This window comes from Halomonas sp. SIMBA_159 (genome assembly GCF_046536035.1).
Lineage (GTDB): Bacteria > Pseudomonadota > Gammaproteobacteria > Pseudomonadales > Halomonadaceae > Vreelandella > Vreelandella venusta_A.
On sequence record NZ_JAWJBT010000034.1, the window covers coordinates 1 to 26,986 of the forward strand.

24 protein-coding genes and 2 tRNA genes are annotated in these 26,986 nt (G+C 57.9%); 11 read left to right on the forward strand and 15 right to left on the reverse strand.

What is annotated here, in order from left to right; translation table 11 throughout:
* Positions 1–110: 110 nt before the first annotated feature.
* From R0J87_RS17385 to R0J87_RS17395, 3 genes are all read right to left on the reverse strand, one after another.
* Complete coding sequence (locus tag R0J87_RS17385; protein WP_498887730.1) at positions 111–902, reverse strand: MipA/OmpV family protein; 792 nt, start codon at positions 900–902, stop codon at positions 111–113.
* 362 nt (positions 903–1,264) lie between these two features.
* Complete coding sequence (locus R0J87_RS17390; RefSeq protein WP_404345236.1) at positions 1,265–1,480, reverse strand: hypothetical protein; 216 nt, start codon at positions 1,478–1,480, stop codon at positions 1,265–1,267.
* A gap of 377 nt (positions 1,481–1,857) precedes the next feature.
* Complete coding sequence (locus R0J87_RS17395; protein ID WP_404345238.1) at positions 1,858–3,117, reverse strand: M20/M25/M40 family metallo-hydrolase; 1,260 nt, start codon at positions 3,115–3,117, stop codon at positions 1,858–1,860.
* Between the two features lie 191 nt (positions 3,118–3,308).
* Here R0J87_RS17395 and R0J87_RS17400 point away from each other — a divergent pair, with 191 nt between their 5' ends.
* Positions 3,309–4,535 (forward strand): YbfB/YjiJ family MFS transporter, encoded by a 1,227-nt coding sequence (locus R0J87_RS17400; RefSeq protein ID WP_404345239.1) that lies wholly within the window; start codon positions 3,309–3,311, stop codon positions 4,533–4,535.
* A gap of 63 nt (positions 4,536–4,598) precedes the next feature.
* Positions 4,599–6,062 (forward strand): sodium-dependent transporter, encoded by a 1,464-nt coding sequence (locus R0J87_RS17405; RefSeq protein ID WP_498887731.1) that lies wholly within the window; start codon positions 4,599–4,601, stop codon positions 6,060–6,062.
* Here the strand turns inward: R0J87_RS17405 and R0J87_RS17410 are convergent.
* Positions 6,000–7,370: a Y-family DNA polymerase gene (locus R0J87_RS17410; protein ID WP_498887732.1), complete on the reverse strand. Its 1,371-nt coding sequence runs from the start codon at positions 7,368–7,370 to the stop codon at positions 6,000–6,002. The two genes, R0J87_RS17405 and R0J87_RS17410, sit on opposite strands and share 63 nt — an antisense overlap.
* Positions 7,367–7,825: a LexA family protein gene (locus tag R0J87_RS17415; protein WP_404345242.1), complete on the reverse strand. Its 459-nt coding sequence runs from the start codon at positions 7,823–7,825 to the stop codon at positions 7,367–7,369. The genes R0J87_RS17410 and R0J87_RS17415 overlap by 4 nt, the downstream gene beginning before the upstream one ends.
* A 376-nt stretch (positions 7,826–8,201) precedes the next feature.
* On the opposite strand from R0J87_RS17415, the gene R0J87_RS17420 reads away from it, so the two are divergent.
* Entirely contained in the window at positions 8,202–9,080 is an 879-nt protein-coding gene (locus tag R0J87_RS17420) for an alpha/beta fold hydrolase (RefSeq protein WP_498887734.1), read from the forward strand.
* A gap of 36 nt (positions 9,081–9,116) precedes the next feature.
* Complete coding sequence (locus R0J87_RS17425; protein WP_404345244.1) at positions 9,117–10,133, forward strand: patatin-like phospholipase family protein; 1,017 nt, start codon at positions 9,117–9,119, stop codon at positions 10,131–10,133.
* 34 nt (positions 10,134–10,167) lie between these two features.
* On the opposite strand, the gene R0J87_RS17430 is transcribed toward R0J87_RS17425, so the two are convergent.
* On the reverse strand, positions 10,168–10,731 hold the full coding sequence (locus R0J87_RS17430) for a Smr/MutS family protein (RefSeq protein ID WP_188638116.1): 564 nt from the start codon (positions 10,729–10,731) through the stop codon (positions 10,168–10,170).
* A 213-nt stretch (positions 10,732–10,944) separates the two neighbouring features.
* Here R0J87_RS17430 and prmB point away from each other — a divergent pair, with 213 nt between their 5' ends.
* The 5 genes from prmB to phaC all read left to right on the forward strand — a co-directional run bounded on the left by prmB (position 10,945) and on the right by phaC (position 15,919).
* Complete coding sequence (gene prmB / locus R0J87_RS17435; RefSeq protein WP_498887751.1) at positions 10,945–11,841, forward strand: 50S ribosomal protein L3 N(5)-glutamine methyltransferase; 897 nt, start codon at positions 10,945–10,947, stop codon at positions 11,839–11,841.
* Positions 11,842–11,854: 13 nt separating this feature from the next.
* Positions 11,855–12,946 carry a chorismate synthase gene (aroC, locus tag R0J87_RS17440; protein ID WP_404345246.1) on the forward strand — a complete coding sequence of 364 codons (1,092 nt, stop codon included), beginning with the start codon at positions 11,855–11,857 and terminating at the stop codon, positions 12,944–12,946.
* A gap of 60 nt (positions 12,947–13,006) precedes the next feature.
* Positions 13,007–13,387, forward strand: coding sequence for a hypothetical protein (locus R0J87_RS17445; protein ID WP_498887737.1), 381 nt, complete (start codon positions 13,007–13,009; stop codon positions 13,385–13,387).
* Between the two features lie 139 nt (positions 13,388–13,526).
* On the forward strand, positions 13,527–13,940 hold the full coding sequence (locus R0J87_RS17450; protein WP_498887738.1) for a phasin family protein: 414 nt from the start codon (positions 13,527–13,529) through the stop codon (positions 13,938–13,940).
* Positions 13,941–14,056: 116 nt separating this feature from the next.
* Positions 14,057–15,919: a class I poly(R)-hydroxyalkanoic acid synthase gene (gene phaC, locus R0J87_RS17455; RefSeq protein ID WP_498887740.1), complete on the forward strand. Its 1,863-nt coding sequence runs from the start codon at positions 14,057–14,059 to the stop codon at positions 15,917–15,919.
* A gap of 105 nt (positions 15,920–16,024) precedes the next feature.
* Here the strand turns inward: phaC and R0J87_RS17460 are convergent, their stop codons facing one another.
* The 9 genes from R0J87_RS17460 to miaB all read right to left on the reverse strand — a co-directional run bounded on the left by R0J87_RS17460 (position 16,025) and on the right by miaB (position 26,558).
* On the reverse strand, positions 16,025–17,176 hold the full coding sequence (locus R0J87_RS17460) for an ABC transporter permease (RefSeq protein WP_498887741.1): 1,152 nt from the start codon (positions 17,174–17,176) through the stop codon (positions 16,025–16,027).
* Positions 17,173–18,321: an ABC transporter permease gene (locus tag R0J87_RS17465; protein WP_498887743.1), complete on the reverse strand. Its 1,149-nt coding sequence runs from the start codon at positions 18,319–18,321 to the stop codon at positions 17,173–17,175. Before R0J87_RS17465 ends, R0J87_RS17460 begins: the two co-directional genes overlap by 4 nt.
* Entirely contained in the window at positions 18,308–19,315 is a 1,008-nt protein-coding gene (locus R0J87_RS17470) for an HlyD family secretion protein (RefSeq protein WP_498887745.1), read from the reverse strand. Before R0J87_RS17470 ends, R0J87_RS17465 begins: the two co-directional genes overlap by 14 nt.
* Positions 19,312–20,748: a TolC family protein gene (locus R0J87_RS17475; RefSeq protein WP_498887747.1), complete on the reverse strand. Its 1,437-nt coding sequence runs from the start codon at positions 20,746–20,748 to the stop codon at positions 19,312–19,314. The genes R0J87_RS17470 and R0J87_RS17475 overlap by 4 nt, the downstream gene beginning before the upstream one ends.
* 290 nt (positions 20,749–21,038) lie before the next feature.
* Positions 21,039–22,496 (reverse strand): apolipoprotein N-acyltransferase, encoded by a 1,458-nt coding sequence (gene lnt / locus R0J87_RS17480; protein WP_498887748.1) that lies wholly within the window; start codon positions 22,494–22,496, stop codon positions 21,039–21,041.
* Between the two features lie 48 nt (positions 22,497–22,544).
* Positions 22,545–23,429, reverse strand: coding sequence for a CorC family transporter (locus R0J87_RS17485; RefSeq protein WP_404345254.1), 885 nt, complete (start codon positions 23,427–23,429; stop codon positions 22,545–22,547).
* A 149-nt stretch (positions 23,430–23,578) separates the two neighbouring features.
* Positions 23,579–24,040 (reverse strand): rRNA maturation RNase YbeY, encoded by a 462-nt coding sequence (gene ybeY, locus R0J87_RS17490; RefSeq protein WP_188638127.1) that lies wholly within the window; start codon positions 24,038–24,040, stop codon positions 23,579–23,581.
* A complete protein-coding gene (locus R0J87_RS17495) occupies positions 24,037–25,128 on the reverse strand; it encodes a PhoH family protein (RefSeq protein ID WP_404465696.1) in 1,092 nt (363 codons plus the stop codon). Before R0J87_RS17495 ends, ybeY begins: the two co-directional genes overlap by 4 nt.
* 86 nt (positions 25,129–25,214) lie before the next feature.
* A complete protein-coding gene (gene miaB / locus R0J87_RS17500) occupies positions 25,215–26,558 on the reverse strand; it encodes a tRNA (N6-isopentenyl adenosine(37)-C2)-methylthiotransferase MiaB (protein ID WP_422102382.1) in 1,344 nt (447 codons plus the stop codon).
* A gap of 189 nt (positions 26,559–26,747) precedes the next feature.
* Between miaB and R0J87_RS17505 the strand changes: the two genes are divergently transcribed.
* A tRNA-Asn gene (locus R0J87_RS17505) sits at positions 26,748–26,823 on the forward strand.
* 88 nt (positions 26,824–26,911) lie between these two features.
* Positions 26,912–26,984: transfer RNA gene (locus R0J87_RS17510), tRNA-Asn, on the forward strand.
* Positions 26,985–26,986 lie beyond the last annotated feature (2 nt).

Here is a 26,986-nt window from a genome sequence, read left to right on the forward strand (position 1 = left end):
ATCAGAGAGTCACTGATACCGGAATATCGCATTGTCAGTTCATTGATGAAACTCTTAACTGACTGGCATTAGGCCATGGGTCCGCCTTTTTTGTGGTGGTCATCGCCGAACTAGAATCGATAAGTCAGCGATACGCCGCTTAATGCCTGCCAGTCGCTGCCTAGGTCTTCCACAATAGGGCTATCGGAGGCGCTGCCGGTCAGGTAAGTGGTGCCTAAAAAGCCGGTGGCAGTCCATTCCGGCGTTAACGCGTAGCTAAGCGTTGCGTTAATGCCTGCCCGCCAGTAGCCGCCATCAGGCGTGTAAGCCGCTACGCCGCTGCGGGCGCTGTCTTGTGCCGAGACGCCAAAGAACGATTCAGTCCATTGTTCATTGGAGTAGCTCACACTTGGCGTCAGTGTGAAGAGCGTGCGTTCGCTCATAGGCAGGCGCAGGGCTGCTTCCCCTGTGAAGTTAGCGCCTTCGACATCCCCCGTTACCGCCGTACTGCCTGCGACGCTGTAACGCCATAGGCCCTGCTGGTAACTCACACGCAGGCCAAGGGTGGCACCGCCATCGACTTTCTCAAAGCGGCTGATGTCGCCCTCGTTATCACGCCCGAAGGTGTAGCCGATATACGGCGAGACAGTCCAGTCGCCCTGGCGAACTGCGTGCCAGGCAATGCCATCGCGTAGGTTGATGGAAAGATCGTCACCGTAAGTCAGGTTTAACACTGGCAGTGGCTGAACATCGTAATCGTCGCTGCCCAGGTAATCAGGGGCATAAGCCGCGCCTGCGCCCACGGTGCCTTCCCAGCTATTGGCCAGTGCAGGCGTGGCCAACGCCATACCCAGAGCGGCTGCAAGCCAAGGGACGGTGCGTGTTAGCAGGGGAGTCTTTAATGGAAGAGTGGTAGTCGTCACGGGGTTACCCTTTATAATTTGCAAACGTGCACGATTGTATGTTTTTGATAGAAGCCACTGCAAGGTAAGTTGAGCGTTTTAGTCACAGGGGCAAAACTTTTGAGGTTTCATATCATGGGTTAGATAACTCAGCGGCTTTAAAGCGCACTGTGTGCACATAACGCAGGGACGGCGTTACAGGGAAGTGCAGGCAGGGAGTGCTTGCGGTGCACAAGGATGTACGAACAGGAGGTTCGTAAAGTAGGATTAAGGAGGACCTGATGAAACCCCGACCAGCAATGGCCGGGGTTTTTTTATGAGCCAACGGAGCGCGAACCGCTGTTGTGGAAAGTGCCTGTTACAAGGGCCAGTGACAAGTGCCATTAACAGGCGTAGTGATAGAACAGGGCGCTTAGCTGGCTCATGGGAGCCGATACTGACGTTTGGCAGCTTAAACAGCGCAGCAGCACGCTGTCTTTCCCGGTGCCTTCTATCCGGAACCGGTTAAGGTACGGTGTTGTCGCGGATTCTGCATTGCCGCAGTGGCGGCACATAATATCCACACCGTGGACTTTCGAGCTAATCATGATATGTCGCACGCTGACCTCCTACCGCTAGGGGGTGAATGGGTTCAGGCGTGGTAACGTCCGTGTAGAAATGCATCCTTACAGATGCCAAAAAAGTATAGGCAGCAACCTGGTAAAGCGCTACGAAAAGCATGCTAGGGGCATGTGTTGGCTTTAGCATGTCGAAAAGCAATATTTAATAAAAGTACGCTGTTTTCTATCCCAGGTTAATGTGTTTGACACATATAAGGTTCAAGGTGAGCAGTAACACAAGGAAAGGTGTAAAGGATCAGGAGCAAGCACGGAACGCTTGTAAGACCAGGGATGCACGAACAGGAGGTTCGTGAAGAAGGATTACGGAGGAATTACTACTACCCCGGCCAGCAATGGCCGGGGTTTTTTTATGCCGTTTAAGCGGGTTTGTCGTCGTCGCTTTCAGGCTTAGCGCTGCCTTGGTGAGCCAGCGGGCTGGCTTGGTCTAGGCGTGGGTGGTTATCCAAGAAGGCCTGCTTAAGATTGGGTAGGGCATCCAGCGCTTGAATGGTGTGGTGCAGCGCATGAACGGCAGCCAGCACGTCCTGGGTGTTACCGGTTTCCGAAATGGTGTGCATGTTACGGATCGGGAAGCCCATAGAGGTCGCGGCGCTATCGATGGAAGCCAACACGCCTGCCATGCCGTCGGTGCCGGTATCCACACCCACGATGTCCCGCTGCATGGGAATGTCCTGCTCTTTGGCAGCACTGGCAATAATACGGTTTAGCTGTTCGCTGGCGATAGAGCCCACCGACAGCGTAAAGCCTTTGCCCATTTCCAGCGGCTGCATGCGCTTATCGCCAATGCCGGGTGCCGCCACGTAGTCGTGGTTAACGTCCACGCCAATCAGCGCATCGGGCTTTAGCTCACCGGCCAACACGCGGCTACCAAAGCGGCCAATCTCTTCGTAGCTGGCGATAGCAAACATCACCCGTACGTTCTCGGTGCCGCCCGCTTCAGCGATCAGGCGCGCCACTTCCGCCGTCACAAAGCAGCCCAGGCCGTTGTCCAAATATGCGCCGTAGAACGTATTCGGGCTAAAGCCTTGGCGGATAGGGCGGTTGAAGATAATCGAGTCGCCCGGACGCACGCCCAGGTTCAGCACCTGCTGCTTTTTGTTCTCGCCGTGGATTTGCAGGTCGAGATAGATCTGCTCTTTCTTAATGCCTTTGCTGCCATCGCGCTGGGCGGGGTCAGAAAAGTGGATAGCACCCAGCGCTTCCACCGTGCCGCCTTCAATGCTGCGGTAGCTGCCGGGGGCCTCCGGGTCTTCGCTGAACAGCGTAACTTCATGGCCGATCAATACGCTGGGCAGGAAGGAGTCGGTGTTGATCCAGATTTTGCCATCTTCACCAATTGAGCGAACCTGCATGCGGATTTTGTCCGCATGGCCGATGATCATCAGCTTGAACATGTCATCACGGCCCGGGTGAGTATCCAGCACCACGCCCGCATTGCCTTTGAACTGGTGCAAGTGCCAGTCGCTGGGGGCGAAACTCTCGAAGTAAGGCTTCAGAACGCCGTAGGTCATTGCGCCTTCCAGGCCTACCGGGCTGGGGGCGGCCAAAATATCGCGCATCAGTTTGAACTGCGCGTCGGGCATCGGTTGCGTCCAGGGTTTTGCAGTATCGCTCATGGTGCTTGCTCGCTTATGGCTGTGGTGAAACGTGAGGCTTAGTCTGCCAGATTCTGCGCGCCAATGCGCTGATTCCAGGTGCCACGTTTAGCGGATAGTACGGCGCGCGATTCCGGGTATGATGGAAGATAGCTGGCTATCCATTTATGCCACCCTATCACAACAAAAAAGCTCACGACGAGGGAGTGTCCATGCCCACTGCTAGCGTTCAAACGCAGCGCTTTAAAGTGCTGCTAGCGGGTGTGTTTAGCCAAATTTTATGCATTGGTATTGCGCGGTTTGCCTATACGCCGCTACTGCCGGTCATGCAGCAGCAGAGCTGGATTAGCGACGCCGATGGCGGCTGGCTGGCGGCGCTCAACTACGCAGGCTATATGCTGGGGGCGGTGCTCGCGGCTTCAATTCGCACGATTTATCTCAAAGATACGCTGTTTCGCATTGGCCTAGTGCTGGCGGTGCTAACCACCGCCGGTATGGCGCTGACCGAGCACTTTTGGGTATGGGCAGGGCTGCGCTTTTTGGCGGGGCTCTCCAGCAGCGGCTCGATGCTGTTGGCGTCAGGGCTGATTTTGCATTGGCTGATTCAGCACCGTCAGCGAGGCGAGCTGGGCATCCACTTTGCAGGTGTTGGCATTGGCATTGTGGTGGCGGCCTTAGCGGTAGAGCTGATGCTGGCGCTGGCAATGAACTGGCAAGCGCAGTGGTGGGGTTTTAGCGCCTTAGGGGCGGTGCTGTTGGTGCCTGCCTGGTGCTGGTTGCCGCGCCCGGTGAAACCGGTGGTAGGCAGTGCTGCCAGCCATCAAGCACCTGCAACGCCGCCTAGCCGCACCTTTATGCGTCTTATGCTGCCTGCCTACTTTTGTGCGGGCTATGGCTATGTGATCAGCGCGACGTTTTTGGTCGCGATTGTGGAGCGTGAACCGCTGCTGGCCGGGGCCGGAAACTGGGCCTTTGCGCTGGTGGGGCTGGCCGCAGCGCCTGCGGTGATGCTGTGGGATTTAATCGCGCGGCGGATCGGTTATTTAGGCGCGCTGATTGTGGCCATGCTGGTGCAGGTAGTCGGCATTGTGCTGCCTGCCATCAGCCCCACGCTGCCGGGCGTGTTGATTAGCGCCGTGCTGTACGGCGGCACATTCTTGGGCTGTGTCAGTTTAGTGCTGACCATGGCCGGTAGGCTTTACCCTGCCAGCCCCGCCCGTTTGATGGGGCAAATGACCCTGGCCTACGGCGCAGCGCAGATTGTGGCTCCTGCGTTAACCGGCATGCTGGCAGAAGCCTCTGGCCATTATTATGTCGGCCTCTGGCTGGCCGGGGGCTTCGTATGTGCCGGAGCGCTGCTGCTGGCGTGGCTGCGCAAAGTCGATCAAACCGCCCAGCGGCTAGATGCCGAAGCAAAAGCGAGCTATGCCACACCGTGATACGTGGGCTTTCGCGGCAAAATCCACTAGGATAGGCGCTTTTTTCTGACAGGGTGGAAGGTCATGGCGTCTTCTGGGCAACCTCGCATTCAGTGGCTAGGCCGCTGGGGCTTTATGTTGGCAGCCACCGGTTCGGCGGTGGGACTAGGCAATATTTGGAAATTTCCCTATATCACGGGGGAGTATGGCGGCGGTGCCTTCGTACTGGTCTATTTAGCGTGCATCTTAGCGGTGGGCGTCCCGGTGATGATGACGGAAATTGCCTTTGGTCGTCGTGGCCGTGGAAGCCCCATTGATGCCATTCGCCGTGTGGTGAACGAGTCTGGCCGCTCCTCTATGTGGTCGCTGATTGGCTGGATGGCCATGCTCTGCGGCTTTATGATTCTGTCGTTTTACGTCGTAGTGGCCGGCTGGTCCTTCTCCTACTTATGGAAAATGCTCTCCGGCGGTTTGGCGGGCACCAGCGTTGACGATATGGCCGCGGTGTTTGGGGCCAACAACGCCAACCCCATCACGCTAGGCGGCTGGAGTACGCTGGTCACGCTGCTCACCATGGTCATTGTGGGTAAAGGCGTTCAAGAAGGCATCGAGAAAAACGTTAGCTGGATGATGCCAGGGCTGGTGCTGATGCTGGTACTGCTGATTGTGTTCGGCGTGTTTTCCGGCGGCTTTGGCGACGCGGTGAGCTTCCTGTTCTCGTTCAAAGCAGGCAGCCTGTCTAGCGAAGGTATGCTGGCGGCTTTGGGCCACGCCTTCTTCACGCTCTCATTGGCATCGGGGGCAATCCTGACCTACGGCAGCTACCTGCCGAAAGGTGCCTCCATTGGCCGCACCACGCTGAGCGTGGCGGTGGCAGACACCGTGGTGGCGCTGATGGCGGGGCTGGCGATCTTCCCGGTGATTTTTGCCAACGGCATGAACCCCGGTGAAGGCCCAGGGCTGATCTTTATGAGCCTGCCGCTGGCGTTCCAAGCGATGCCCATGGGTACGCTGTTCGGTGTGTTTTTCTTCTTAATGCTCTCTATGGCCGCGCTCACTTCCTCAATCTCGATGGTAGAAGCGACGGTCTCTTGGCTATGCGACAACAAAGGCATGAGCCGTAAATCAGCCGCGTGGGCCACGGGTATTGTGCTGTGGCTGATTAGCACGCTGGCGATGCTGTCGTTTAACTTAGGGGCTGACTGGACGCTGGCAGGCAAAAACTTCTTTGACTGGCTCGATTACCTCACCTCCCGCTGGATGATGCCGCTGGGTGGTTTAGGCATGGTACTGCTGGCAGGGTTTGTGCTGAAAAGCGAGACCTTCCGCGACGAGCTGGGGCTTGCACCGCTGCCCTACGCGCTGTGGCTCACCATGGTGCGCTATGTCAGCCCGCTGGGGATTCTGGTGATTTTTGTTGATGCCCTAGGCCTGTATCAGGTCTCGTTTGCGGCCCACTGGCCGATGTTGTTAGCGCTGCTGGTGCTAGTTGCCGTGGTGGGTGAAGCCATTAGCCCGCGTCTTCGCCACGCGCTTTCCGCCCGCTAAGCGCTGCTGTTCACGCCTCACCTTGGCGTCGTCAATCGCGCCAGGGTGAGTGCCTGCCTCCATTAACTCATCCCAGCACGTGGTGTAGCGGTTGGAACGGTGCGCGCAGCGTAACTGCCAGGGCGCGTCGGCATCGGTCATGCCGAAGCGCAGCGTGCCTTGCCCCATCTTCTGATTAATGGCGTCGATCGTCTTCATCAAATGAGGATGCGCCTTGGTAGTTGGCCGCAGCAGAGAGAGCTGGTACTGCTGCGCGTCTACCAAATCCAACAGCATCACACCCGCTTTCATGAACTTGAAGCTGGGGCGGTACATCTGCTCTAGCCCTTCGCGAACGGCCTCTAGAATCACACGGGTATCGTCGGTGGGCGCATCGAGGGGAATCATGGCGCTCGGTGAGAGCTGTGGCTGGTCTTTGCGGTGGCGGTTGGTGTTTAAAAACAGCATCACCGCGCGGGCCAGACTGCCTTGCTGGCGCAGTTTTTCGGCACTGCGCTGGGCGTGGCGGCGCAGTGCGGCGTGCAGCTCCTCTTTTACGCCGGTGGATTGGCCGAACGAGCGCGAGGTCATGATGCGTTGGCGGGGCTGCTCCACGGCGTTCATCTCCAGGCAGGGCGTACCGCGTAGTTCTAATGCGGTACGAGCCAGCACCACGGAAAAGCGTTTGCGCAGCTGCTTGGGGTCGCACTCCCGTAAGTCCCAGGCGGTGCGAATGCCGCTAACCGCCAGCCGTTCCGCCAAGCGTCGGCCGACGCCCCATACGTCGCTAACGGCCAGCTGCTTCAGCAGTACTTGTGTGGTGGCGCTCTCGCCGTGGAGCAAACATACCCCTTCATAATGCGGCTGCTTTTTGGCCACGTGGTTGGCGAGCTTAGCCAGCGTGTGCGTTGGTGCTAAACCCACGCACACGGGCAGCCCTAAATGGCGACGAATACGCCGCCGCAGCGCCGTGCCTATGGCTTGGCACTGGGCATCGTCGAAGCCATCCAGGTAGATAAACATCTCATCGATGGAGTAGGGGGCAACCTCCGGGCAGGCGTCGCGCAACAGTTGGGCAAGCCTCGCCGACATATCGCCGTACAGCTCATAGTTGGAAGAGAGCAGATGAATCACCCCTCGGCGGCGCAGCCCCTCTAACTGGTAAGCCGGCGTGCCCATGGCGATCTCCATGGCTTTCATCTCGGCCGAGCGTGCAATGACGCAGCCGTCGTTATTCGACATCACACCAACGGGTTTGCCCTCTAGCGAGGGGGCAAATACCCGCTCGCAGGAAACATAAAAGTTGTTGGCATCCACCAGCCCAATCATGGCAAGTACTCGTGAATAACGGCGCGCACCACGCCCCACAGCTGGCAGTCGGTGCCCTCTAGTGGCAGCGGCGGATAAAGGGGATGGGCAGAGCAGAGGTGCGGCGTACCGCGATACAGCGCGTAGCGTTTGATCAGCACTTCCTCATCAAACATGGCGACCAAAATATGCCCCAAACGGGGCGTCACGCTGCGATCCACCACTAGTAGGTCCCCTTCAAAGATGCCCCAGCCTTCCATGCTGTCCCCGGTGGCGGTGAGATAGAACGTTTGAGTGGGGTGCTTAATAAGCCGCGTATTAAGATCAAGCGTGCGCGGTTCGTAATCCTGGGCAGGCGAAGGAAAGCCGCTAAAGCCTGCTCGGCCCGTTAGCGGAGGAAACGGCAGCGGTTGGGAGGTTAACGGAAAGGCTGTCGCAACCGGGGGAGTGGCAAAAGGGGCGGGTTGAGACGGCATTATCGGTGTCCTCATGAATAAATAGTGTGTTTATATACAGTATATTTAAACAGTATTTATTCATGAGGCAAAAATTGCAAGTGCCTTCCTAAGAAGGCTAAGCACAGTGCACCCTGTTAGCGGGCGAGCCACAGCCCCACGACCAAAGCGCTGACCACAGCAATAAAGAATACAAGGTTGCGAGCGCGGGTATCGCGGCGAGGTTTCATGGCAATCTCCATCAAAAAATGAACGGCGTCGTGGCCCATGGCCGTATAAAAGCAGCACAAGCGCTGCGCCGAGCATGGTAACGTTTGCACCGCAATGTTTGCATCGTAATGTTCACATTTAGGAGCGTCACCAGACGCGCCAGATTTTCGCAGTGAGACCCATTTTTATGAACGACGCTTCCCGAGTAGGCACGGCTCCTCAACCGCTTTCGTTGGCCGGTGGTCGGTTGGCGGCGCTGAGCTGGGGGCGGCAAGATGCGCCGACCTGGCTGGCGCTGCATGGCTGGCTGGATAACGCGGCCAGCTTTTCACGTTTGGCCCCTCGCTTGGCGAACACGCTGGGTATTCGCATCGTGGCAATTGATTTTCGTGGACACGGGCACTCTGCTCATGCCCCCGCTGGCAGCGACTACGCGCTCTGGGATTACACCCACGACGTGCTGGATGCCATGGAAACGCTCGGCCTTGAACAGGCTACGCTGCTTGCCCACTCCATGGGAGCAGCGGTTTCTTGCCTGCTGGCGGCGTCGCTACCGGAGAAGGTCGCTCGGTTAATTCTGATTGACGGCTTAGGCGCGCTGAATACGCCCGCTGAAGAGACGCCAAGCCAGCTGCGCAAAGGCTTAGTGGCCCACCGTCGGCCGCTTTCTCGCGCACCTCGCTACCCAGATATTGAGAGCGCCGTGGCGGCGCGTGTGGCGGGCGGCGTTACGGCGCTGGATAGCATTACCGCGACCCCACTGGTAGAGCGTAATACCCAGGCCACCGCCGATGGAAAAGTACAAATGCGCACCGATAGCCGTCTGCTTAAGCCTTCGCTTGTGCGTTTTACGCCGCAGCAGGTGCTCGCGATACTGGCCGAAATTCAGGCACCGGTGCTATTGATAGAAGGTGAGCGAGGTATTCTAGGCGAGCGCGCTTGGGCAACCCAGGCGCGGCAGGCGGTGCCGACGCTTACTCGGCACGTGCTGGCAGGCGGCCACCATTTGCATTTAGAGCCTTCTGCCGTAGAGCGGGTAGCCGACGTTATTGGCCGAGCGATTTAGATGCGTCAGCGCGTTAGTAGAAAGGGGAGAGCGAACGTGGTCAGCCAATTGACAGGGAGAGCGCAGGGCGGCGGCAATAAAGTCGCGCTGGTGCTGGGCAGCGGCGGTGCAAGAGGGTACGCCCATATCGGTGTGATTGAAGCGCTGGAGGCCCGTGGCTTCGAGATTATTTCGATTGCTGGGTGCTCCATGGGGGCGCTGATTGGCGGTATTTACGCCTCCGGCAAGCTGCCGGAGTACCGAGACTGGGTGTGCCATCTCGATTACTTGGACGTGCTCAAACTGGTTGATGTTACCTGGAGCCCTATGGGGGCAATGCGCGCCAACAAAGTAATGAGCAAGCTAGAAGAGCTGGTAGGCGACCGGCTGATCGAAGACCTGCCGATTCCCGTGACGACCGTAGCGACAGACCTAGTGCGCCAGCGGGAAGTGTGGTTTCAGAACGGCCCGCTGCTACGCGCTATTCGCGCCTCTATCGCGGTGCCTGGGGTAATTACCCCGGTGCATATTGGTGAACAGGTGCTGGTGGATGGCGGGCTGTTGAATCCGCTGCCGATGATGCCCATTTTAGCCGCCCATGAGGCTGACTTTGTGGTGGCGGTGAACGTCACCGCCCACAGCCCGCAGCCGGTCACGTTAGAAGAGCTGCTGCCCCAGCAAGAGAACGACGACAGCCGCACCGATTTAGAGCGGAGCCGCGATGCCAATATTGGCGGCTGGATGGAAGAAGTGCGTGCTACCACCCGGCGGCTATGGGGCGGCCTGGGCGGTGGCGGTGACGACAGCGACGACGATGAAACGGTGGACCTGCGCGGCAAGCGCGAATGGGGCAAGCTGGATATGATTCTGGAGTCGTTTGATATTACCCAGGCGGCGCTGGCGAAGTACAAAGTGGCAGGCTACCCGCCAGACGTGCTGATCGAAATTCCTAAAACCGTGTGCAGTACGTACGAATTCCACCGCGCCAATGATCTGATTCGGTTAGGCCGCCACTTGGCCGACCAAGCCCTGGAGCGGCGCATGCCTAGCATTGCCTCGGATGCCACCGAATAACGGCGTGCATGAGTGACGGCGAGTATATAGCGGCCTACTGGCCGCGCTTGCGCAGCAAGATATACACCGCCCCGGTGCCACCATCGATATCCGTGGCGGAACAGAACGCCAGCACGCCGGGCCATTCGCGCAGCCATGCATTGGTGTGGCTTTTCAGCACCGGGAAATCAGAGGTGGTGCCCCAGGCTTTGCCATGCACTACCAGCACACAGCGCAGCCCTTGGCCTGCGGCATCGCGCAGAAAGCTCTCTAGCTCCAGCCGCGCCTCTTCCAGGGTATAGCCGTGAAGGTCTAGCCCTGCCTGCCAGGCCGTTTGGCCGCGCTTAAGCTGGCTGAACGTGCGCCAGGGCAGGTCGGGCACGCTGAACTCTAAATACTCGGATGGCCGTACGGCTTCTACACGGCCATCAGACGTGCGCCCGCTGGTTTGCAGCGTATTGCTTTCTACCGCCGCGCGGCGGCGTGCTTCGCTGGCATCCGTTTGGCGCTTGGGCTTGCCGGGGTCGGCTTGGTTAGTGGCAATACGGCGTACCCCTGCCGCCTGCAGCGCTTGGCGAAAGGCACTGATATCGTCATCGTTAGGCAGGTGTCGCGTCATGGTCGGCTCAAATCAACTAAGTAGTGGTGAAAAAAGGGGCGGTGGATAAAAAACGCTAAGGCGAGACAGTATAGCGAGCTTGGCGCTGCTGTGAACCGGGCGGCGTCAAAGGTACAATCATTCCACGAACTATTGACGCCAGGAGCCCCTGTGACCACGCATCTTACCGATGACCCCTCTTCCTCAACACTGTCGCTGCCCGATTCGACGCTGATGAGTGACCTTTTTACCCTGCGCGACTATTTGCGCTGGGTCTCCAGCGAGTTTTATCTGGCGGGGTTGCACTACGGCCACGGTACGCAGTCACCTTGGGACGAGTCGGTCGCGCTCTGCTTAGGCGCACTGCACCTGCCCTGGAACGTAGACCCTGCCGTGCTGGATGCGCGTCTGCTGCCGGTTGAGCGCGAGCGGATTATTCGCCTCGCCCGCGAGCGCGTCACCACGCGCCGCCCGCTGCCGTATCTACTGGGTGAAGCCTTCTTCGCAGGCTACCCCTTCAACGTAGACGAGCGCGTGCTGATTCCCCGCTCACCGATTGGCGAGCTAATTGAGGATGGCTTTGCGGCGTGGTACCCCGAAGAGCCGCCCGCCCGCGTGCTGGATTTGTGCACCGGTTCAGGCTGCATTGGCATTGCCACCGCGCTGGTACTGCCTACCTGCGAAGTGGCGCTGGCGGATATCAGCCAGGATGCCTTAGCCGTGGCGCGGCAGAATATTACCCGCCACGATGTCGGCGACCGGGTACGCGCAGTGGAATCGGACGTATTTAACGGCCTGGAAGGGCAGCGCTTTGACCTGATCGTTTCCAACCCGCCCTATGTGGATGAGCGCGACTTAGCCACCATGCCCGCCGAATTTCGCCATGAGCCAGCCCTGGCACTGGGTTCAGGCAGCGACGGCCTGGATATCGTGCGGCGCATTCTGCGCGAAGCGCGTAACCATCTAACGGCCGAGGGCTGGCTGATTGTTGAAGTCGGCAACTCTGACCGCCATTTAGAGGCGGCCTTCCCGGAAGTGCCCTTTATCTGGCTTGAATTCGAGCGTGGCGGCCAGGGCGTGTTTGCCCTGAGCGCCGCTGAACTCGACGCCCATGCGGCGTCTTTTGCGTGAGGAATTAACGCCCATGTCTGGCAATACGTTTGGCAAACTGTTTACCGTCACCACCTTTGGCGAAAGCCACGGCCCCGCACTAGGGGCCATTGTGGATGGCTGCCCTCCGGGCATTGCGATTAGCGAAGAGGATTTGCAGGGCGATTTAGACCGTCGCCGCCCCGGCAGCTCGCGCCACACCACCCAGCGCAAAGAGCCGGATCAGGTGCGCATTCTTTCCGGCGTGTTTGAAGGCAAAACCACCGGCACCTCGATTGGCCTGCTGATCGAGAACACTGACCAGCGCTCGAAAGATTACTCCAAGATCAAAGACCAGTTCCGGCCTGCCCACGCGGACTACACCTACCATCATAAGTACGGCCATCGCGACTACCGGGGTGGCGGCCGCTCCAGCGCCCGCGAAACTGCTATGCGCGTCGCGGCGGGTGCCATTGCCAAAAAGGTGCTGGCGGCCCAGGGCATTCAAATTCGCGGCTACATGAGCCAGCTCGGCCCGATCAAGATCGACTTCAAAACCTGGGAAGCCGTCGACCAGAACGCCTTCTTCTGCCCCGACCCCGATAAAGTCACCGAGCTGGAAAGCTACATGGACCAGCTGCGCCGGGATCAAGACTCCGTGGGCGCAGAAATTACCGTGATTGCCGATGGCGTGCCCGTAGGCTTGGGCGAGCCAGTCTTCGACCGCCTGGATGCTGACCTAGCGCACGGTTTGATGAGCATTAACGCGGTAAAAGGAATCGAGATTGGCGCAGGTTTTGGCTGTATTGCCCAGCGCGGCAGCGAACACCGCGACGAGATGACGCCGGAAGGCTTCCTCTCTAACCATGCGGGCGGGGTGCTGGGCGGTATTTCCAGCGGCCAACCCATTGTGGCGCGGCTGGCGCTCAAGCCAACGTCCAGTATTACTACACCGGGCCGCTCTATTGATGTGCATGGCGAGCCGGTAGAGGTGATTACCAAAGGGCGTCACGACCCCTGTGTGGGCATTCGAGCGACGCCCATTGCCGAAGCCATGATGGCCATTACGCTGTTGGATCATTGGCTGCGCCACCGGGGCCAAAACGCTGATGTTAGCGTTGATACACCGCGATTAGGCCAGCAATAACGCCAAGGTGCGCTGAGTGGTTCGCTGCTACACTCAAACCAGATGGTTAAGGAGTCGCCTATGAAAATTAACGTTGAGTTTGACCTGACGCCGGATGAGTTTCGGCAGTCGCTGGGGTTGCCGGATGTAGAAGCGTTCCAGCAGAGCCTGCTGGACAATATTCAGCGGCAGATGGAATCAGGGGTAGAAGGTTACGACCCCATGAGCTTAATGCGCCCTTTTTTGCAGCAACCCATGATGCAGCAAGGGCTTTCACAGGGGCTGGCTAACTTTGGTACCTACCAGCAAATGATGCTGGATATGTTTCGCCAGGCAGGTAGCGCCCACACGGGCGGCACCAGTCAAGGCAGCCAAGAGGATAGCGAACCAGCGTCAGCGGCAAGCGAGAAAAGCACCAAGGCGAAAGCCACGGCCTCGTCTCGTTCGCGCGCGAAAGGGTAGATGATGCACAAGGAGCGAATGGAAAGCTCCTTGTTGCAAAGCAGCATGCTAAGGATTACTCTTTTTGCAGTGCAGCAATCTGCGATGTGATGAGCCACTCTAGGCTCATGCCAAGGAATAAGAGACAGGAGCAACCACAATGCAAGATAAAATGATGGACGCCTTTAGCGCCCAAACTCGCCAAATGTTTGAGCCGATGCGCAAGATGAACTCGCTGATGCTCAATAACATGGAAAAGATGACCCAATACCAGCTGGAAGCGATGAAACGCTACAGCCAGATGGGCACCGAGCGCATCCGCAGCGCCACCGAAATTGACGATGCAGAGAGCTTGCGTGATTTCGGTACCAAGCAAGCGGAAATGATGAACGAGCTCTCCCAGCAAATGCAGGAAGATGCACGGGTCATGGGCGAAATGAGCCTGCAGTTCAAATCCGAAATGGAGAAACTGTTTAGCGAAGCCGGACAAAAAATGAGCGAACAGGCCAGCGCCGCCGCCAAAGGTGAGCAGCCTGCTGCTAAAGCGTCAAGTCAGTCGTCTCGCAAAAGCTAACGGTGAGTAGTGTTCGCGGCGCCTTTGAGGCGCCGCGTTCATTTCCAGCGTTCCTTAGAGCGTTTTTTAGAAAGTTGCCAGGGCGAATCGCGCCCAATTGGTGAGGGGGAAGTTGTATGCAGTCAGGGTGGAAAATGCCGTCTCAACCGTTGTCCCAGCAAGAGATGGAGACATGGAAGGCACAGCTTGACGACGTGGGTGAGCAGTACAAAGGCCTGCTACAAGACCTGCTGTCACGCATGGTGCCTAGCGAAGCCGCTGACTCTGTGTACAGCGACATGCGCGAAAGCTTTGAAGCCGCCGCTCAATCGCTGATGAGCAACCCCAATTTGCTGTGGCAAACCCAGTCGCGGTTAGTGCAGGACCAGTGGCTGCTATGGCAGCAGGGCGTGCGCGCCATGGCCGGTGAGCAGGTGGCCCCGCTGGTCACGCCGCCCAAACACGACCGCCGCTTTAAAGACGAAGCCTGGACCACCGACCCCTACTACATGGCGATCATGCAGCAGTATTTGCTGTTCTCGCAGATGGTCGAGGAGTTAATCGGCGATCTAGACGGTTTAGACGACACCCATAAGCGTAATCTGGCGTTCTACGCCCGCCAGATGGTTAGCGCTATGTCGCCCACCAACTTCGTCTCCACCAACCCGGAAGTCATGCGCCGCACCCTGGAAACCAAAGGCCAGAATTTGGTCGATGGCCTTGCCCGGCTGCGCGAAGATTTAGCCAACTCAGCGGAAGGCATCAACGTCCGCATGACCGACCGCAGCGCCTTTGGCGTAGGCGAGAACATTGCGGTGACGCCTGGCTCCGTGGTGTATGAAAACGAGCTGATTCAGCTGATTCAGTACACGCCCACCACCGAAAACACCTTTAAAACGCCGCTGTTGATCGTGCCGCCCTGGATCAACAAGTACTACATTCTCGACCTGCGGGAAGATAACTCGCTGGTGAAGTGGATGGTGGATCAGGGGCATACGGTATTTCTGATCTCCTGGCGCAACCCTGGCCCCGGGCAGAGCGATATTACCTGGGCCGACTACATGCAGCTGGGCCCCATCAGCGCCATGGAGGCGATTGAGCAGGCCTGCGGCGAGAAGTCGGTTAACCTGCTGAGCTACTGCGTAGGCGGCACGCTAACGGCCTCTACCGTGGCCTACCTCACCAGCACGCGCCGTGGCCGTAAGGTGAAGTCGGTTACCTACATGGCGACGCTGCAAGACTTCCGCGACCCGGGCGATATTGGCGTCTTCCTCAATGAGCGAGTGGTTCAAGGCCTAGAGAACACGCTGCAGTTGAAAGGCTATCTGGATGGCCGTTCGATGGCCTACACCTTCAACCTGCTGCGGGAAAACGACCTGTTCTGGTCGTTCTATATCAATAACTACCTAAAAGGCGAAGTGCCAGCGGCCTTTGACTTGCTGTATTGGAACACCGACGGCACCAACCTGACGGCAGGTACCCATGCGTGGTATTTACGCCATATGTATCTGGGCAACCGTTTGGTAGAGCCGGATGGTATCGAGCTTGACGGGGTGAAAATCGACCTGCGCAAAGTCTCAACCCCCAGCTACTTTGTCTCCACCAAAGAAGACCACATCGCCAAGTGGAACAGTACCTACTACGGTGCGCTGCTGCCTAAAGGCCCGGTCACCTTCGTGCTAGGCGGTTCTGGGCATATTGCCGGTATTGTGAACCCGCCGCATAAGAATAAGTATGGCTACTGGACCAACGACACGCTGCCTGAAACGCATGACGCGTGGCAAGAAGGCGCCACCTTTAACGAAGGCTCTTGGTGGCCCCATTGGCAGGCGTGGGTCACAGAGAACGGCTACGCGGATGCGGACCCGAAAAAGATGGTGCCTGCACGCCAGCCAGGAGAAGGCGAGTTAAAAGCGATTGAGCCCGCCCCCGGCCGCTATGTGAAAATGACCATTCCTGAAGTGCTAGGGGAAATCCCCAGCGGCGCGGCCAGCCAGTAAGGCCGCCACGCCACCGCGGTTAAAGAGCTGCGTTAGGCATCGCTCCTCAGCACACCCCTAAAGCCCCTGCCACTGAAAAGTGGTGGGGGCTTTTACGTGGTGGCGCTACTTAGCAAGCCGACGCTGACGATGCGCCAACCAGCCAATCCAGCTGCCGTATAGCGCACACAGCCCCAGCAGCACGCCGATTTCACGCCAAATACTGAGGATAGGAGCGCCCATCTGATTGATCGCTAAAAAACCCTGGATGCCGGGTTTTACCGGAATCAGCAGGGTGATGACATCCAGCCAGCGGGGCAGGCTTTCGGCAGGCCAGGCAAAGCCTGCGGTAAACACAATAGGTAAGGAAGAGAGCAGCACCACCACGGTGGTCAGTTCCGGCCTAGGCAGTAAATACCCCAGCCAAATCGCAAACAGCGTGGCCGCCATGAAAAACAGCAGGCTGAACAGCAGCAGTGGCCCTGGCGTGGCCACATGGGGAATCCCGTACAGCCGGAAAAAGAATCCAAAATAGAGCATCGCGAACAGCAAATAGATCAGCATAAAGCTGGCGACTCTTAGCGGAATCGCCAGCGCCAGCGAGGTGGCGGGCTGGCCGAGAAGACGCCGAGCGCGATCTTTTATGGTGACGCTGCCTGCGGCGATCAGTAGGGTCTGGTGGAGAATCAAGACAAACACCGCCGGAACGATATAGTTCAGGTAACCGGATGTAGGGTTAAAAACGGGTTTGGTAATCACCCGCATGGGCATAATGTGCCCAGGAATCTGCGTGGGGTTATCACCCTTGAGCAAGCTGCTCATGAGTTGGGTTTGAACGCTTAACGTGGTGGCGGCGGTGAGCAGCCCCTCGACCACATTGCCATAAATGAGAAAGTAGCTGGCATCCCCTGCAAAAGAGAGGCTGGTGGGATTGCCGAGATACACATTGCGCTCAAACCCTTCTGGGATCACCAGCAGCCCGTGAACCTCGTCATTGGCCAGCAGCGCTTCGGCTTCTGCCATGCTGCCGGGGCGTGCCGCGACTCTAATTTGCGGGGCGGCATCGGCCATGCGAATCAGCTGGCGCGCCATGGCGGAGTGGTCGCTGTCTAGCACGGCAATGGCCTGCTCGCCGGGAACGCTTTTTTGATACGGCAGCGGGTACAGCACCGCATAAAATAACAGGCCGCCCACAATCACCAGCAGCACCGCACGGTCGGCCACAATATGGGTTATTTCAGCACGCCATGCCTGCCAAAAGCGCCGCCAATCGCTCATGAGGATACCTGCTCGGTAGGGTCGACGGTGAGCTGCTTGGGTAGTGCCCGAATAGCAAAAGGCAGCGGAATGAGAAAGAGCAGCAGGGTGAGTAAAGGCGGCAATAGCGTGGCGAGCGGCGCACCGTGGTCGGCCACCGCGACCTGCAGCTCAATGTAATGGGTGGAGGGCATTAAATTTCCCCAGAGACGAGCCAACATATTCATATCGCCACGTGGAAAGGTAATGCCCATAAAGGCAAACGCTGGGGCAAGGTAGGCGGCGCATAAACTCAGCGCTCGCACTTTATTGGCCACCACGGCAAGTATCAGCATCGCCATGCTTTGTATCGCCAGCACCATCAGGGCCATGCCCACGATTAACCACCCAACGGAGCCCTCCGGGATCCAGCCAAGAAAATAGTGAAATAGCCCTAGCGTGATTAGCCCTTGTAACCAGAGCAGCAGCGAAATAGGCATGAGCAGCTGCCAAAGGGCGTGGCTTCTGGCGAGGTAGCCGTCAGGCAGCGGGGCGTTTTCTAAACGCCAGTACAGGGTGAGGAGCGTGGCGACAACAATCATGATTTGCCATAAGGCAGGGGTAATCGTCGTGACCAAAAACAGCGCGTAACTCATGCCCGCGTTATACAGCGCGGTGATTTGTGGACGCACAGGTGCGGCCGCAGCCACCGCTTCAGGAAGGGCATAGCCTTGCCCTAACCGAAGTGCCACGCCTGTTTCTGCGGCAAAAGTCATGCTGGATTGCGTGACGGCAGAGGCAATGAACTTGCCCGCCAGTAAGTACTGACTATTGTAAAAAGCCACCGCCTCCGGGCTTAGCGACAGCCGTAAGTCGCGCCCAAAATCGTTGGGGATAATCAGCAGCGCCAGCACATCGCCGCGTTGCAGTGCCTCGGCACCTTCACTGGGCGAGGCATAGGGGTGCCGTACATCCAGCGCGGGGCTGGCATCTAGGTGGCGTTGCAGTGCGCGGGCTTCAGCGGTGTGGTCTAAATCCACCACTCCAATAGGCAGCGACTGTGGCGTGCCTAGGGCAAAAATGGCGATTAACAGCAGTGTCAGCACGGGCGGTAGCCAACCCACCAGTGCCAATAACCAAGGCTGGCGGCGTAGCGCCTGCCAGCCAGTAACGTTATTCGTTGCCATGTTGGGTGTTTGATTCAAGGTCGGGTAGTTCGAGCAGCACGCTCATGCCAGCCCTTAGCCCCGCCACCGGCGCAACAGGGTGCATTTCCACCTCGAAAGTGCGCATATCGAATCCACGCCCTGGCACGGTGGCCCGCCACGTGGCGAAATCGCCGAGCGCCGCAATATGGGTCACACGAAACAGCGCGGTTTGGTTAAGCGCCGGAATCGTCAGTTCAAGCTCCGCCCCTGGCGGCACCCGTTGGAGAAGATCCTCGCGCACGTTAAACAGCGCCCAGGCGTCATCAAGGTCGGTGATCATCACCACCGGGAAGCCCTGAGGCACCAGCTCGCCGGTATTCAGCAGCACGTTGCTTACCACCCCAGAGTGATGCGCAAAGGCCATGGAGTCTTCAAGTAATTCGTTGATCTCTTCCCGTAGGCTAGTGGTGATCTCCTCGCCTGCACGGCTGGCGGTGCGTGCCTCTTCACGCGGGCCAGCCTCGGCCAAGCGTAAAATTTCACCGGCAGTAACGCGTGTTTGCTCCGCCACGCGCAGCAAAGTGAAGGTTTCATCCAAGCGCTGGCGCGCCACTACGCCCTGGTCGGCCAGCACCCGAATACGTTCATAGGTGGTGCGCGCCATGCTTTCAGCCGCCTGAGCTTTCTGAAACTCGCTGCGCGCCGCGGCTATTTTCTCTTCCCGAGTGCCGCCTTCCACCGCTTGGGCTAACGAGCGGCTGATGGTGTCTAGCGCATCGACCTGGGTCAATTTGGCTTCGAGTTCGGGGCTGTCGATACGAAACATACGCTCGCCTGCGGCGACGCGGTCGCCACGTCGCACGTCAATCTCGGCAAGGCGACCGGGGACTTTGGAGGAGACCATATATTGGCGTGCCTCTATCTGCCCCTGCAGTTGCGGCGTGGGCGGGCGATACGTACGCCAAAACACCGTGGCAATGGCCCCTATGATCACCACCAACATGGCCAGCAGGAGGAGTTTACGAGTAGTCACTGGATGGGCTCTCCCTGGCTAAGGTAGTCAAACAGCGCCTCTTGCTGGCCGGTAATGCTTAATAGCTGTGCCAGCGAGACGACAAACTGAAAGGCCGTTGCATCTCGGCGTGTTTGTGTCGCGGATAAAAACGTCTGCGCATCAATCACGTCTAACGCACGGCCCAAGCCCTCTGCAAACGCGAGTTCCTGCAAGCGCAGGCTCTCTTCTGCTAACGCAACGGTGCTGGCAAGGTCGCGATACTCATTCAGCGCCTGCTGAGCCTCGCGATACTGGTGGTCAAGCAGCAGTTCTAGCCGTCGCGCCGCCGCCTGCTGGCGGTGGTCTAATTCCACAACAGTGCTAACGGCGGCCTGCACTTTGCCACTACGCCCGCTGCGGTCCACCAGCGGCACGCTAACGCCAACCCCTACTAGCCAATCGGGCGTGAGGTCGCTGGCCACCGAGTCATCTTCATACAGGTTATAGCTGCCGTACATGAACACATTCGGCTGATACAGCCCGCGGCTTGCGTCAACGACGCTCTCCGCCTGTGCTTTTTGATTGGCGAGCAGCCTAAGCCCTGGGTGGTCCGCAAGCCCTGGCTTGAACGTATCCATAGGCGGCAGTGCACGTAGCGTAAAAAGCGGAGAGCTAGGCGCCAGCAGCGAGGGAGAGTGCGCCGCCAAAGAGGGCTGGGTACTGGCATGATGAACGAGCGAGGCCAGCGCCTGCCGGGCGCTATTGCGCTGCTCTTCTACGGCGCGGGTAGTAATGCGAGCGCGATCATAGGCGGCTTCTGCTGCTAACCGCTCTACCCGCGCAATTTGGAATTGATCCTCCAGCGCCTGGGCGGAACGGTAATGGTGGCCTAGGGTGGCTTCCGTTTGGCGCTGGGTGGCTAGGGCTCTCTCGGCCATCACCAACCCATAGTAGGTGCTCACTAACTCCATAAAGCGCACGCGATAGACTTCTTCAAGTAACAAGGCAGCCGCTTGCTCTTCCAGTGAGAGTAAGTCCCGCGCCGTGGTGATTCTTCCGCCGGTATACAGGGGCCAAAACATCGCCAGCGAACTTCTGGCGATATTGCGATTAGTTACCGGGGTGGTAAAGGCCTCAGGCCCGCCAATTAAATCGACTAACAGCTGGCCGGGAACCGTTGCCGCTGCGCTGGTTAACGGGTTAAGCGCTAAGGCATCCACTTCGATGGGACTATTTAAGTGGGTGTAGGAGCCGATTAAGTCGATTTGTGGAAGAAGCAAACTGCTACTTGAAGAGAGAAGGGCGGCCGCTCTTTGCTGAGCGGCTTGCCCAGCGGCAACGTCGTCGTCTTGTTCGCGCAGCTGCTGCCAAGCGGTGGGGAGTGACAGTGGCTGCGCAGCGGCAGAGAGGCTAACCGAGGCTGCAGCCATCACCATGATAGAGGTGCATAGCCGTTTGAATGAGATATTCACTCTCACCACCCTTAATCTATGTGTTATTAACGTTAAACCATAGTGAGGGAGGGAAGTACAAGCGCTGTTTTCAAATAGAGAGCATTCGTGTTGAAACAGCGTTACGAGACGCTTTTACGCAGTAACGTAATACTAATAACCGCTATGCGGTGAATGGTTATTTGCGTTTAAGTGATAAGGGGGGACAACGGCTTTGCTAGCTGGTTGGGTCCTTTACCCCAACATCTTGCCAAACAATAGGCATCCAGCAGATGTTGGGGTGAAAGTGTTGCTTAATTAACGGACAACGCTTAGCGCCTGCGCAGTAAGCCTGGAACCAGCATCAGCCCCGCCAGCAGCCATACGGGCCAGCTGCCCATGCGGGTGAATGGCGTTAACCCTTCCATGGCGTAGAACTCGCCCGTGAGGTAGGTGGTTTCAAACTGCGGGGCGCGGTCTACCAGTTCACCACGGGGGTTAATAATCGCGGTGATGCCGTTGCTGGTGGCGCGAACCACGTAGCGGCCATTTTCCAGCGCGCGCAGGCGGGCCATTTGCAGGTGCTGGTGCGGGCCAATGGAGGCACCAAACCAGGTGTCGTTGGAAACCGTCACGATTACACCGCTATCGGCTGCCCGCTGTGCGACGAGCTGCGGGTAGATAATTTCGTAGCAAATGGCGTTACCAATCGCGACGCCCGCCGCCTGCATGGGCACCTGCTCAGATGCGCCTTTGCTAAAGCTCGACATCGGCAGGTCAAAGAAGTCGATGGCCCCACGCAGCACGCTCTCTAGCGGCAGGTACTCACCAAACGGCACCAAGTGCTCTTTTTGGTAGCTGCCTTCCACGTTACCCACGCCAATCACGCTATTAAAGTAGCGGTTGTTCTCATCGAGCTGAACAATGCCCGTTAGCAGCGCGGCTTCAGGCGGCAGGTTGGCCTGCACGCGCTCAAGCACTGGCCGTGCTTGGCTATCAATCATGGGCAGCGCGGTTTCAGGCCATAAGATCAGATCCGCTTCATCCGCTACTTCGCGGGTTAAGTCGCTGTAAATGTTGGCCGCTGTGCGCTGGCCTTCAGGGGTCCATTTTAACAGCTGGGGCAGGTTACCTTGCAGCAGCGCGACGCGAGTGGGTTCGCTAACGGGCGTTGTCCATTGGCTGGGCAGTACGAAAGGAGCCAGCCAGATAGCCGCCAGCGGTAGCGCCGCCCACCACTGGCGGCGCAGCAGTTCCGCCCCTAACGTGCCGGTAAGCACCACCAGCAGCGAGAGTAAGTACACACCCCCAACGGGCGCCCAGCTGGCCAGCGGGGAGTCCACGTAGCTAGAACCGACCAGCAGCCAGGGGAAGCCGGTAAACAAGTAAGTGCGCAGCACTTCGCCCAGCACCCATGCGCCTGCGAAGGTGAGCAGCGCCCAGCGGGGGCCAATAAAGCGCCGGTAGAGCCAGAACGTGCCCGCGAAAAACAGCGCCAGTACGCTCACAAACAGCGCGGTTAAAAAGACCGCGAGCGGCACACCGGTATAGCCGTAGTCGTGAATCGAGACATAAACCCATGAGGTGCCGCTAGCAAACAGCGCCACGCCATACAGCCAGCCTTTTAACGCGGCCTGGGCAGGGCTTAGGGTGTGCAGCCCAGCATACAGCAGGCCGATGGCGACAGGGCCAAGCCACCAAAGCTCAAACGGGGAAGCGGTAAGCGTCGTAAAGCCGCCAGCCACCAAGGCGGCTAGCAGCTGAAGCGTCAACGTGGGTGTAAACCCCATGGCGATATCCTATCAGCAGGGTGAGGTAGGCAAGGTGAGGGCGACAGGCTAGTCGTCTTGGCTTTCGTCTTCCGTCGCGGTGCTGTCGCGATAGGCTTCAAGCAGCCGTATCCGGCGGTTATCGGCGTTCAGAATCACAAACCGCCAGCCGCCTAAGCTGGTGTGCTCGCCACGGCCGGGTAGGTGGCCAAACTGCTGCATCACAAGGCCGCCCACCGTGTCGAACTCGTCATCAGAGAACTCGGTGCCAAAGCGCTCGTTGAAGTCTTCAATCGGGGTGAGGGCGCGGATCGCGAAGTGGCCGTTCTCCAGCGTGCGGATATCGTCCTCTTCATCGGTGTCGTGCTCATCTTCGATATCCCCGACAATTTGCTCAAGAATATCTTCAATGGTGATGATGCCCGCCGTGCCGCCGTACTCATCTACCACGATGGCCATGTGGTTATGGGTTTCGCGGAACTCTTTGAGCAGCGTGTTCAGGCGTTTGGACTCTGGAATAAACATGGCGGGGCGCAGCACGTCTTCCAGTTTGAACGCATCGCGGCTCTCTTGAGACTGAGAGAGCAGCGGCAGCAGGTCTTTGACCAGCAAGATGCCCTTCACGTCGTCCAGGTTTTCGCCCACTACCGGGTAGCGGGAGTGGCCGGTTTCCTGAATCAGGGGCAGGTAATCATCCCGCGTTTGATCAAGGGTAATCGCCGATACCTGAGAGCGTGGGATCAAGATTTCACGCACCTGCTGGTCGCTGATATCCAGTGCGCCCTCAATAATCATGATGGCGTCTTGGTCCAGCTTCAGTTTCCCTGCGGTGTGGCGTAAAAACGTCATCAGCTCATCCCGCGAGCTGGGTTCGTCGTTGTCTCCGGAAAGGGCGCCAAAGAGTTTCTCGAGCCATGATTTTTGATTAGGGTTGCTCGATCGGTCTTCGCTCATTGCGTCAAATCTCTCAGTTACGGATAAGGTGTTACGAATAAGATATTACGAACGGATGATCGTATTTACACGTCATCGTTTTATCACTGAGTGGCAGCCAACACCACCCTAAACATGCCCTAAACATTAGGCTGGCTCAGGGTAGCAGCTTACACGTGATAAGGATCAGGAATATTAAGCGTTGCCAGCAGCTCACGTTCTAGCTGCTCCATCTCTTCGGCTTCCTGCTCATCAATATGATCGTAACCCATGAGATGCAGGGTGCCATGTACGACCATATGAGCATAGTGATGGGCCAGGGGCTTCTGCTGCTCGTCGGCTTCTTGTGCCACCACGGCGTGGCAGATGATTAGGTCGCCCAGCAGCGGCAGGGTAATGCCGGGTGGGTTTTCAAAGGGAAAGGAGAGCACGTTGGTGGGCTTATCTTTGCCCCGGTAGTCGCTATTCAGCGCTTGGCTCTCTTCTTCATCCACAAAACGAATGGTGAGCTCTAAGCGGTCATCATCCGGGTGGCGAGAAAAGACACAGCCCACCCAATGGGTGAGCTGTTCAAGCGAGGGTAGCAGTGGCTCATCAATCGCCGCCTGCCGATCAATCACGATCTCGCTCATCGGTAGGCTTCTCCAGAACGCTCGCTGTTGCGCTCTAGCGCGTGCATACGCGCTTCACGCTCTTGCTGGCGCGCTTCACGGCGGGCGCGCTCTTGCACTTCCTGCTCCGATTCAAACTCGTCGTAGGCTTCGATGATGCGCTGCACCAGCGGGTGGCGCACCACGTCCTTCGCGGCAAAGTGCGTCACGCCGATTCCGGGGGTCTCTTTGAGTACGTCGAGCACTTGCGAGAGGCCCGAACGCTGCCCACGCGGCAAGTCGACCTGGGTAATATCCCCGGTAATCACGGCGGTGGAACCAAAACCAATCCGCGTCAGGAACATTTTCATCTGCTCTGGCGTGGTGTTCTGGCTCTCATCCAGAATGATGTAGGAGTTGTTCAGCGTACGGCCACGCATATAGGCCAGCGGAGCAATCTCGATCACCTGACGCTCGATCAGCTTCGCCACCTGCTCAAAACCGATCATTTCATACAGCGCGTCGTACAGCGGGCGAAGGTACGGGTCGATTTTTTGAGCAAGGTCGCCCGGCAAGAAGCCCAGTTTCTCACCGGCTTCCACCGCTGGGCGCACCAGCAGAATGCGGCGCACTTCTTGCTGATTGAGCGCTTCTACCGCAGCGGCCACGGCCAGATAGGTTTTACCGGTACCCGCTGGCCCAATGCCGAAGTTGATATCGTGCTCGCGGATGCTCTGCACGTAGCGTTGCTGGTTAAGCCCGCGTGGCTTAATCATGGTGCGCGGCGTGCGCATGATGACTTCATCGCTACCGCCTTCGCCATCGTCTTCCTCTTCCAGGGCTTCAAGCCCGGATTCTTGGAGGAACAGATGCACGGTATCCGCCGAAAGCTCGTCGGCAGCGGTTTCACGGTAGAGGTGTTCCAGCACGTTAGCCGCCGCTTTAATACGGTTAGCGGCACCGGCCAGCTGAAATACATTGCCCCGGTTGCGCAACGTCACGTCCAGGCGGCTTTCAATCAGCTTTAGATGCTCGTCCTGTTGGCCGCATAGGCTTGCAAGACGCTGCGGATCATTGGGTTCAAGGCTTAGGGTGATAATGCGATTGGCCTGAGGTGATGGCTGGCTCAAGAGTAAGAAACCCGTCAGTTGATGTATGTGAGACTCAGCTTACTGCCCCGGCGGTGCCGGGGCAATTACCTAGGATAAGACGCCGATTAATAACGCTCGGCAGACACAAGCTCAGCACGCAGCGAATTAGGCAGCGCTTCGGTGATTTCGACGTCCACAAAGTAGCCGATTAACTCGGTAGGGTTGGCGGCGCGGAAGTTCACCACGCGGTTGTTCTCGGTACGCCCAGAGAGCTGGCCGGGGTCTTTCGGAGAAAACCCGGTAACCAGAATGCGCTGAGTAGTGCCCACCATACGGCGGCTAATCTGCGCGGCCTGCTGAAGAATGCGCTCTTGCAAGATCGCCAAGCGCTGCTTCTTCACGCTTTCAGGGGTGTCATCCGGCAAGCCGGAAGCCGGGGTGCCGGGGCGCGCCGAATACACAAAGCTGAACGAGTGATCGAAACCGATACGGTGGATCAGATCCATCGTGGCCTCGAAATCCTCTTCTGTTTCACCGGGGAAGCCGATAATAAAGTCAGAGGAGAAGCTGATATCCGGACGGTTAGCGCGGATACGCTCCATCTTCTCGATGTACTCTTCCGCCGTGTGGCCGCGCTTCATGGCGCTCAGAATGCGGTCAGAGCCAGACTGTACCGGCAGGTGCAGGTGGCTCACCAGCTCCGGAATATCCGCATAGGCGTCTACCAAGCTATCCGTAAACTCCACCGGGTGAGAGGTGGTGAAGCGAATACGGTCGATGCCATCCACCGCCGCGATGCAGGCGATCAGCTCGGCAAGGTCAATCTCGTCGCCGTCTTCGTTGTCGCCACGGTAGGCGTTTACGTTCTGGCCCAGCAGGTTGATTTCACGCACGCCCTGGTCGGCTAGGTGCATGACTTCATCCATCACCGCCTCAAACGGGCGAGAGACCTCTTCACCGCGAGTGTAAGGCACCACGCAGAAGGTGCAGTACTTCGAGCAGCCTTCCATGATCGACACAAACGCCGTGGCACCATCAGATTTGGGCTGCGGCAGGTGGTCGAACTTCTCGATTTCGGGGAAGGTGACATCCACCGCCGCAATTTGATTATTGGCGCGGGCGTCGAGCATCTTCGGCACCCGGTGCAGGGTTTGCGGGCCAAAAATCATATCTACGAAAGGAGCGCGTTTACGCAGCGCTTCACCTTCTTGGCTGGCCACGCAGCCGCCTACGCCAATCACAAGATCCGGATTGGCGTCTTTGAGCTTTTTCCAGCGGCCTAACTGGTGGTAGACCTTATCCTGAGCTTTTTCACGAATCGAGCAGGTGTTCAGCAGAATCACATCTGCTTCCTTCTCGTTATCGGTGAGCTCCAGCTGGTGAGATTCGCCGAGTAGGTCCGCCATACGCGAGGAGTCGTACTCGTTCATTTGGCAGCCGTGCGTTTTGATGAAGAGCTTCTTCGCCATCGGTACCTGTCATCTATGGGTCGTCGGGGGAGACGAGGGATGAATGAAATAACGGTTGGGCAGCGATTGGTGCGGCCGTTGAATGCGTGCATTATACGGATACACGAAACCAGGGGCTAGGCATTCCCCCGTAATCGATACTTGACCCGAGCGTTTCAATCAGTATACTACGCACCGTGTTTGAGCAGTTCCTCGATAGCTCAGTTGGTAGAGCAAATGACTGTTAATCATTGGGTCGCAGGTTCGAGTCCTGCTCGAGGAGCCAAAACACTTGTTAGGACAACTACTTAGATTACTTTAAGTAGAGGCTGATAAGTGATAGGCTCTGGTTCAAACGCAACAGCAAATGATGTTCCTCGATAGCTCAGTTGGTAGAGCAAATGACTGTTAATCATTGGGTCGCAGGTTCGAGTCCTGCTCGAGGAGCC

Excerpts from the sequence above, each read along its gene's own strand:
- R0J87_RS17395 (WP_404345238.1), bottom strand. The coding sequence starts at position 3,117 with ATGAGCGATACTGCAAAACCCTGGACGCAACCGATGCCCGACGCGCAG.
- R0J87_RS17400 (WP_404345239.1), top strand. The coding sequence starts at position 3,309 with ATGCCCACTGCTAGCGTTCAAACGCAGCGCTTTAAAGTGCTGCTAGCG.
- R0J87_RS17405 (WP_498887731.1), top strand. The coding sequence starts at position 4,599 with ATGGCGTCTTCTGGGCAACCTCGCATTCAGTGGCTAGGCCGCTGGGGC.
- R0J87_RS17410 (WP_498887732.1), bottom strand. The coding sequence starts at position 7,370 with ATGATTGGGCTGGTGGATGCCAACAACTTTTATGTTTCCTGCGAGCGG.
- R0J87_RS17415 (WP_404345242.1), bottom strand. The coding sequence starts at position 7,825 with ATGCCGTCTCAACCCGCCCCTTTTGCCACTCCCCCGGTTGCGACAGCC.
- R0J87_RS17420 (WP_498887734.1), top strand. The coding sequence starts at position 8,202 with ATGAACGACGCTTCCCGAGTAGGCACGGCTCCTCAACCGCTTTCGTTG.
- R0J87_RS17430 (WP_188638116.1), bottom strand. The coding sequence starts at position 10,731 with ATGACGCGACACCTGCCTAACGATGACGATATCAGTGCCTTTCGCCAA.
- prmB (WP_498887751.1), top strand. The coding sequence starts at position 10,945 with ATGAGTGACCTTTTTACCCTGCGCGACTATTTGCGCTGGGTCTCCAGC.
- aroC (WP_404345246.1), top strand. The coding sequence starts at position 11,855 with ATGTCTGGCAATACGTTTGGCAAACTGTTTACCGTCACCACCTTTGGC.
- R0J87_RS17445 (WP_498887737.1), top strand. The coding sequence starts at position 13,007 with ATGAAAATTAACGTTGAGTTTGACCTGACGCCGGATGAGTTTCGGCAG.
- R0J87_RS17450 (WP_498887738.1), top strand. The coding sequence starts at position 13,527 with ATGCAAGATAAAATGATGGACGCCTTTAGCGCCCAAACTCGCCAAATG.
- phaC (WP_498887740.1), top strand. The coding sequence starts at position 14,057 with ATGCAGTCAGGGTGGAAAATGCCGTCTCAACCGTTGTCCCAGCAAGAG.
- R0J87_RS17460 (WP_498887741.1), bottom strand. The coding sequence starts at position 17,176 with ATGAGCGATTGGCGGCGCTTTTGGCAGGCATGGCGTGCTGAAATAACC.
- R0J87_RS17465 (WP_498887743.1), bottom strand. The coding sequence starts at position 18,321 with ATGGCAACGAATAACGTTACTGGCTGGCAGGCGCTACGCCGCCAGCCT.
- lnt (WP_498887748.1), bottom strand. The coding sequence starts at position 22,496 with ATGGGGTTTACACCCACGTTGACGCTTCAGCTGCTAGCCGCCTTGGTG.
- R0J87_RS17485 (WP_404345254.1), bottom strand. The coding sequence starts at position 23,429 with ATGAGCGAAGACCGATCGAGCAACCCTAATCAAAAATCATGGCTCGAG.
- ybeY (WP_188638127.1), bottom strand. The coding sequence starts at position 24,040 with ATGAGCGAGATCGTGATTGATCGGCAGGCGGCGATTGATGAGCCACTG.
- miaB (WP_422102382.1), bottom strand. The coding sequence starts at position 26,558 with ATGGCGAAGAAGCTCTTCATCAAAACGCACGGCTGCCAAATGAACGAG.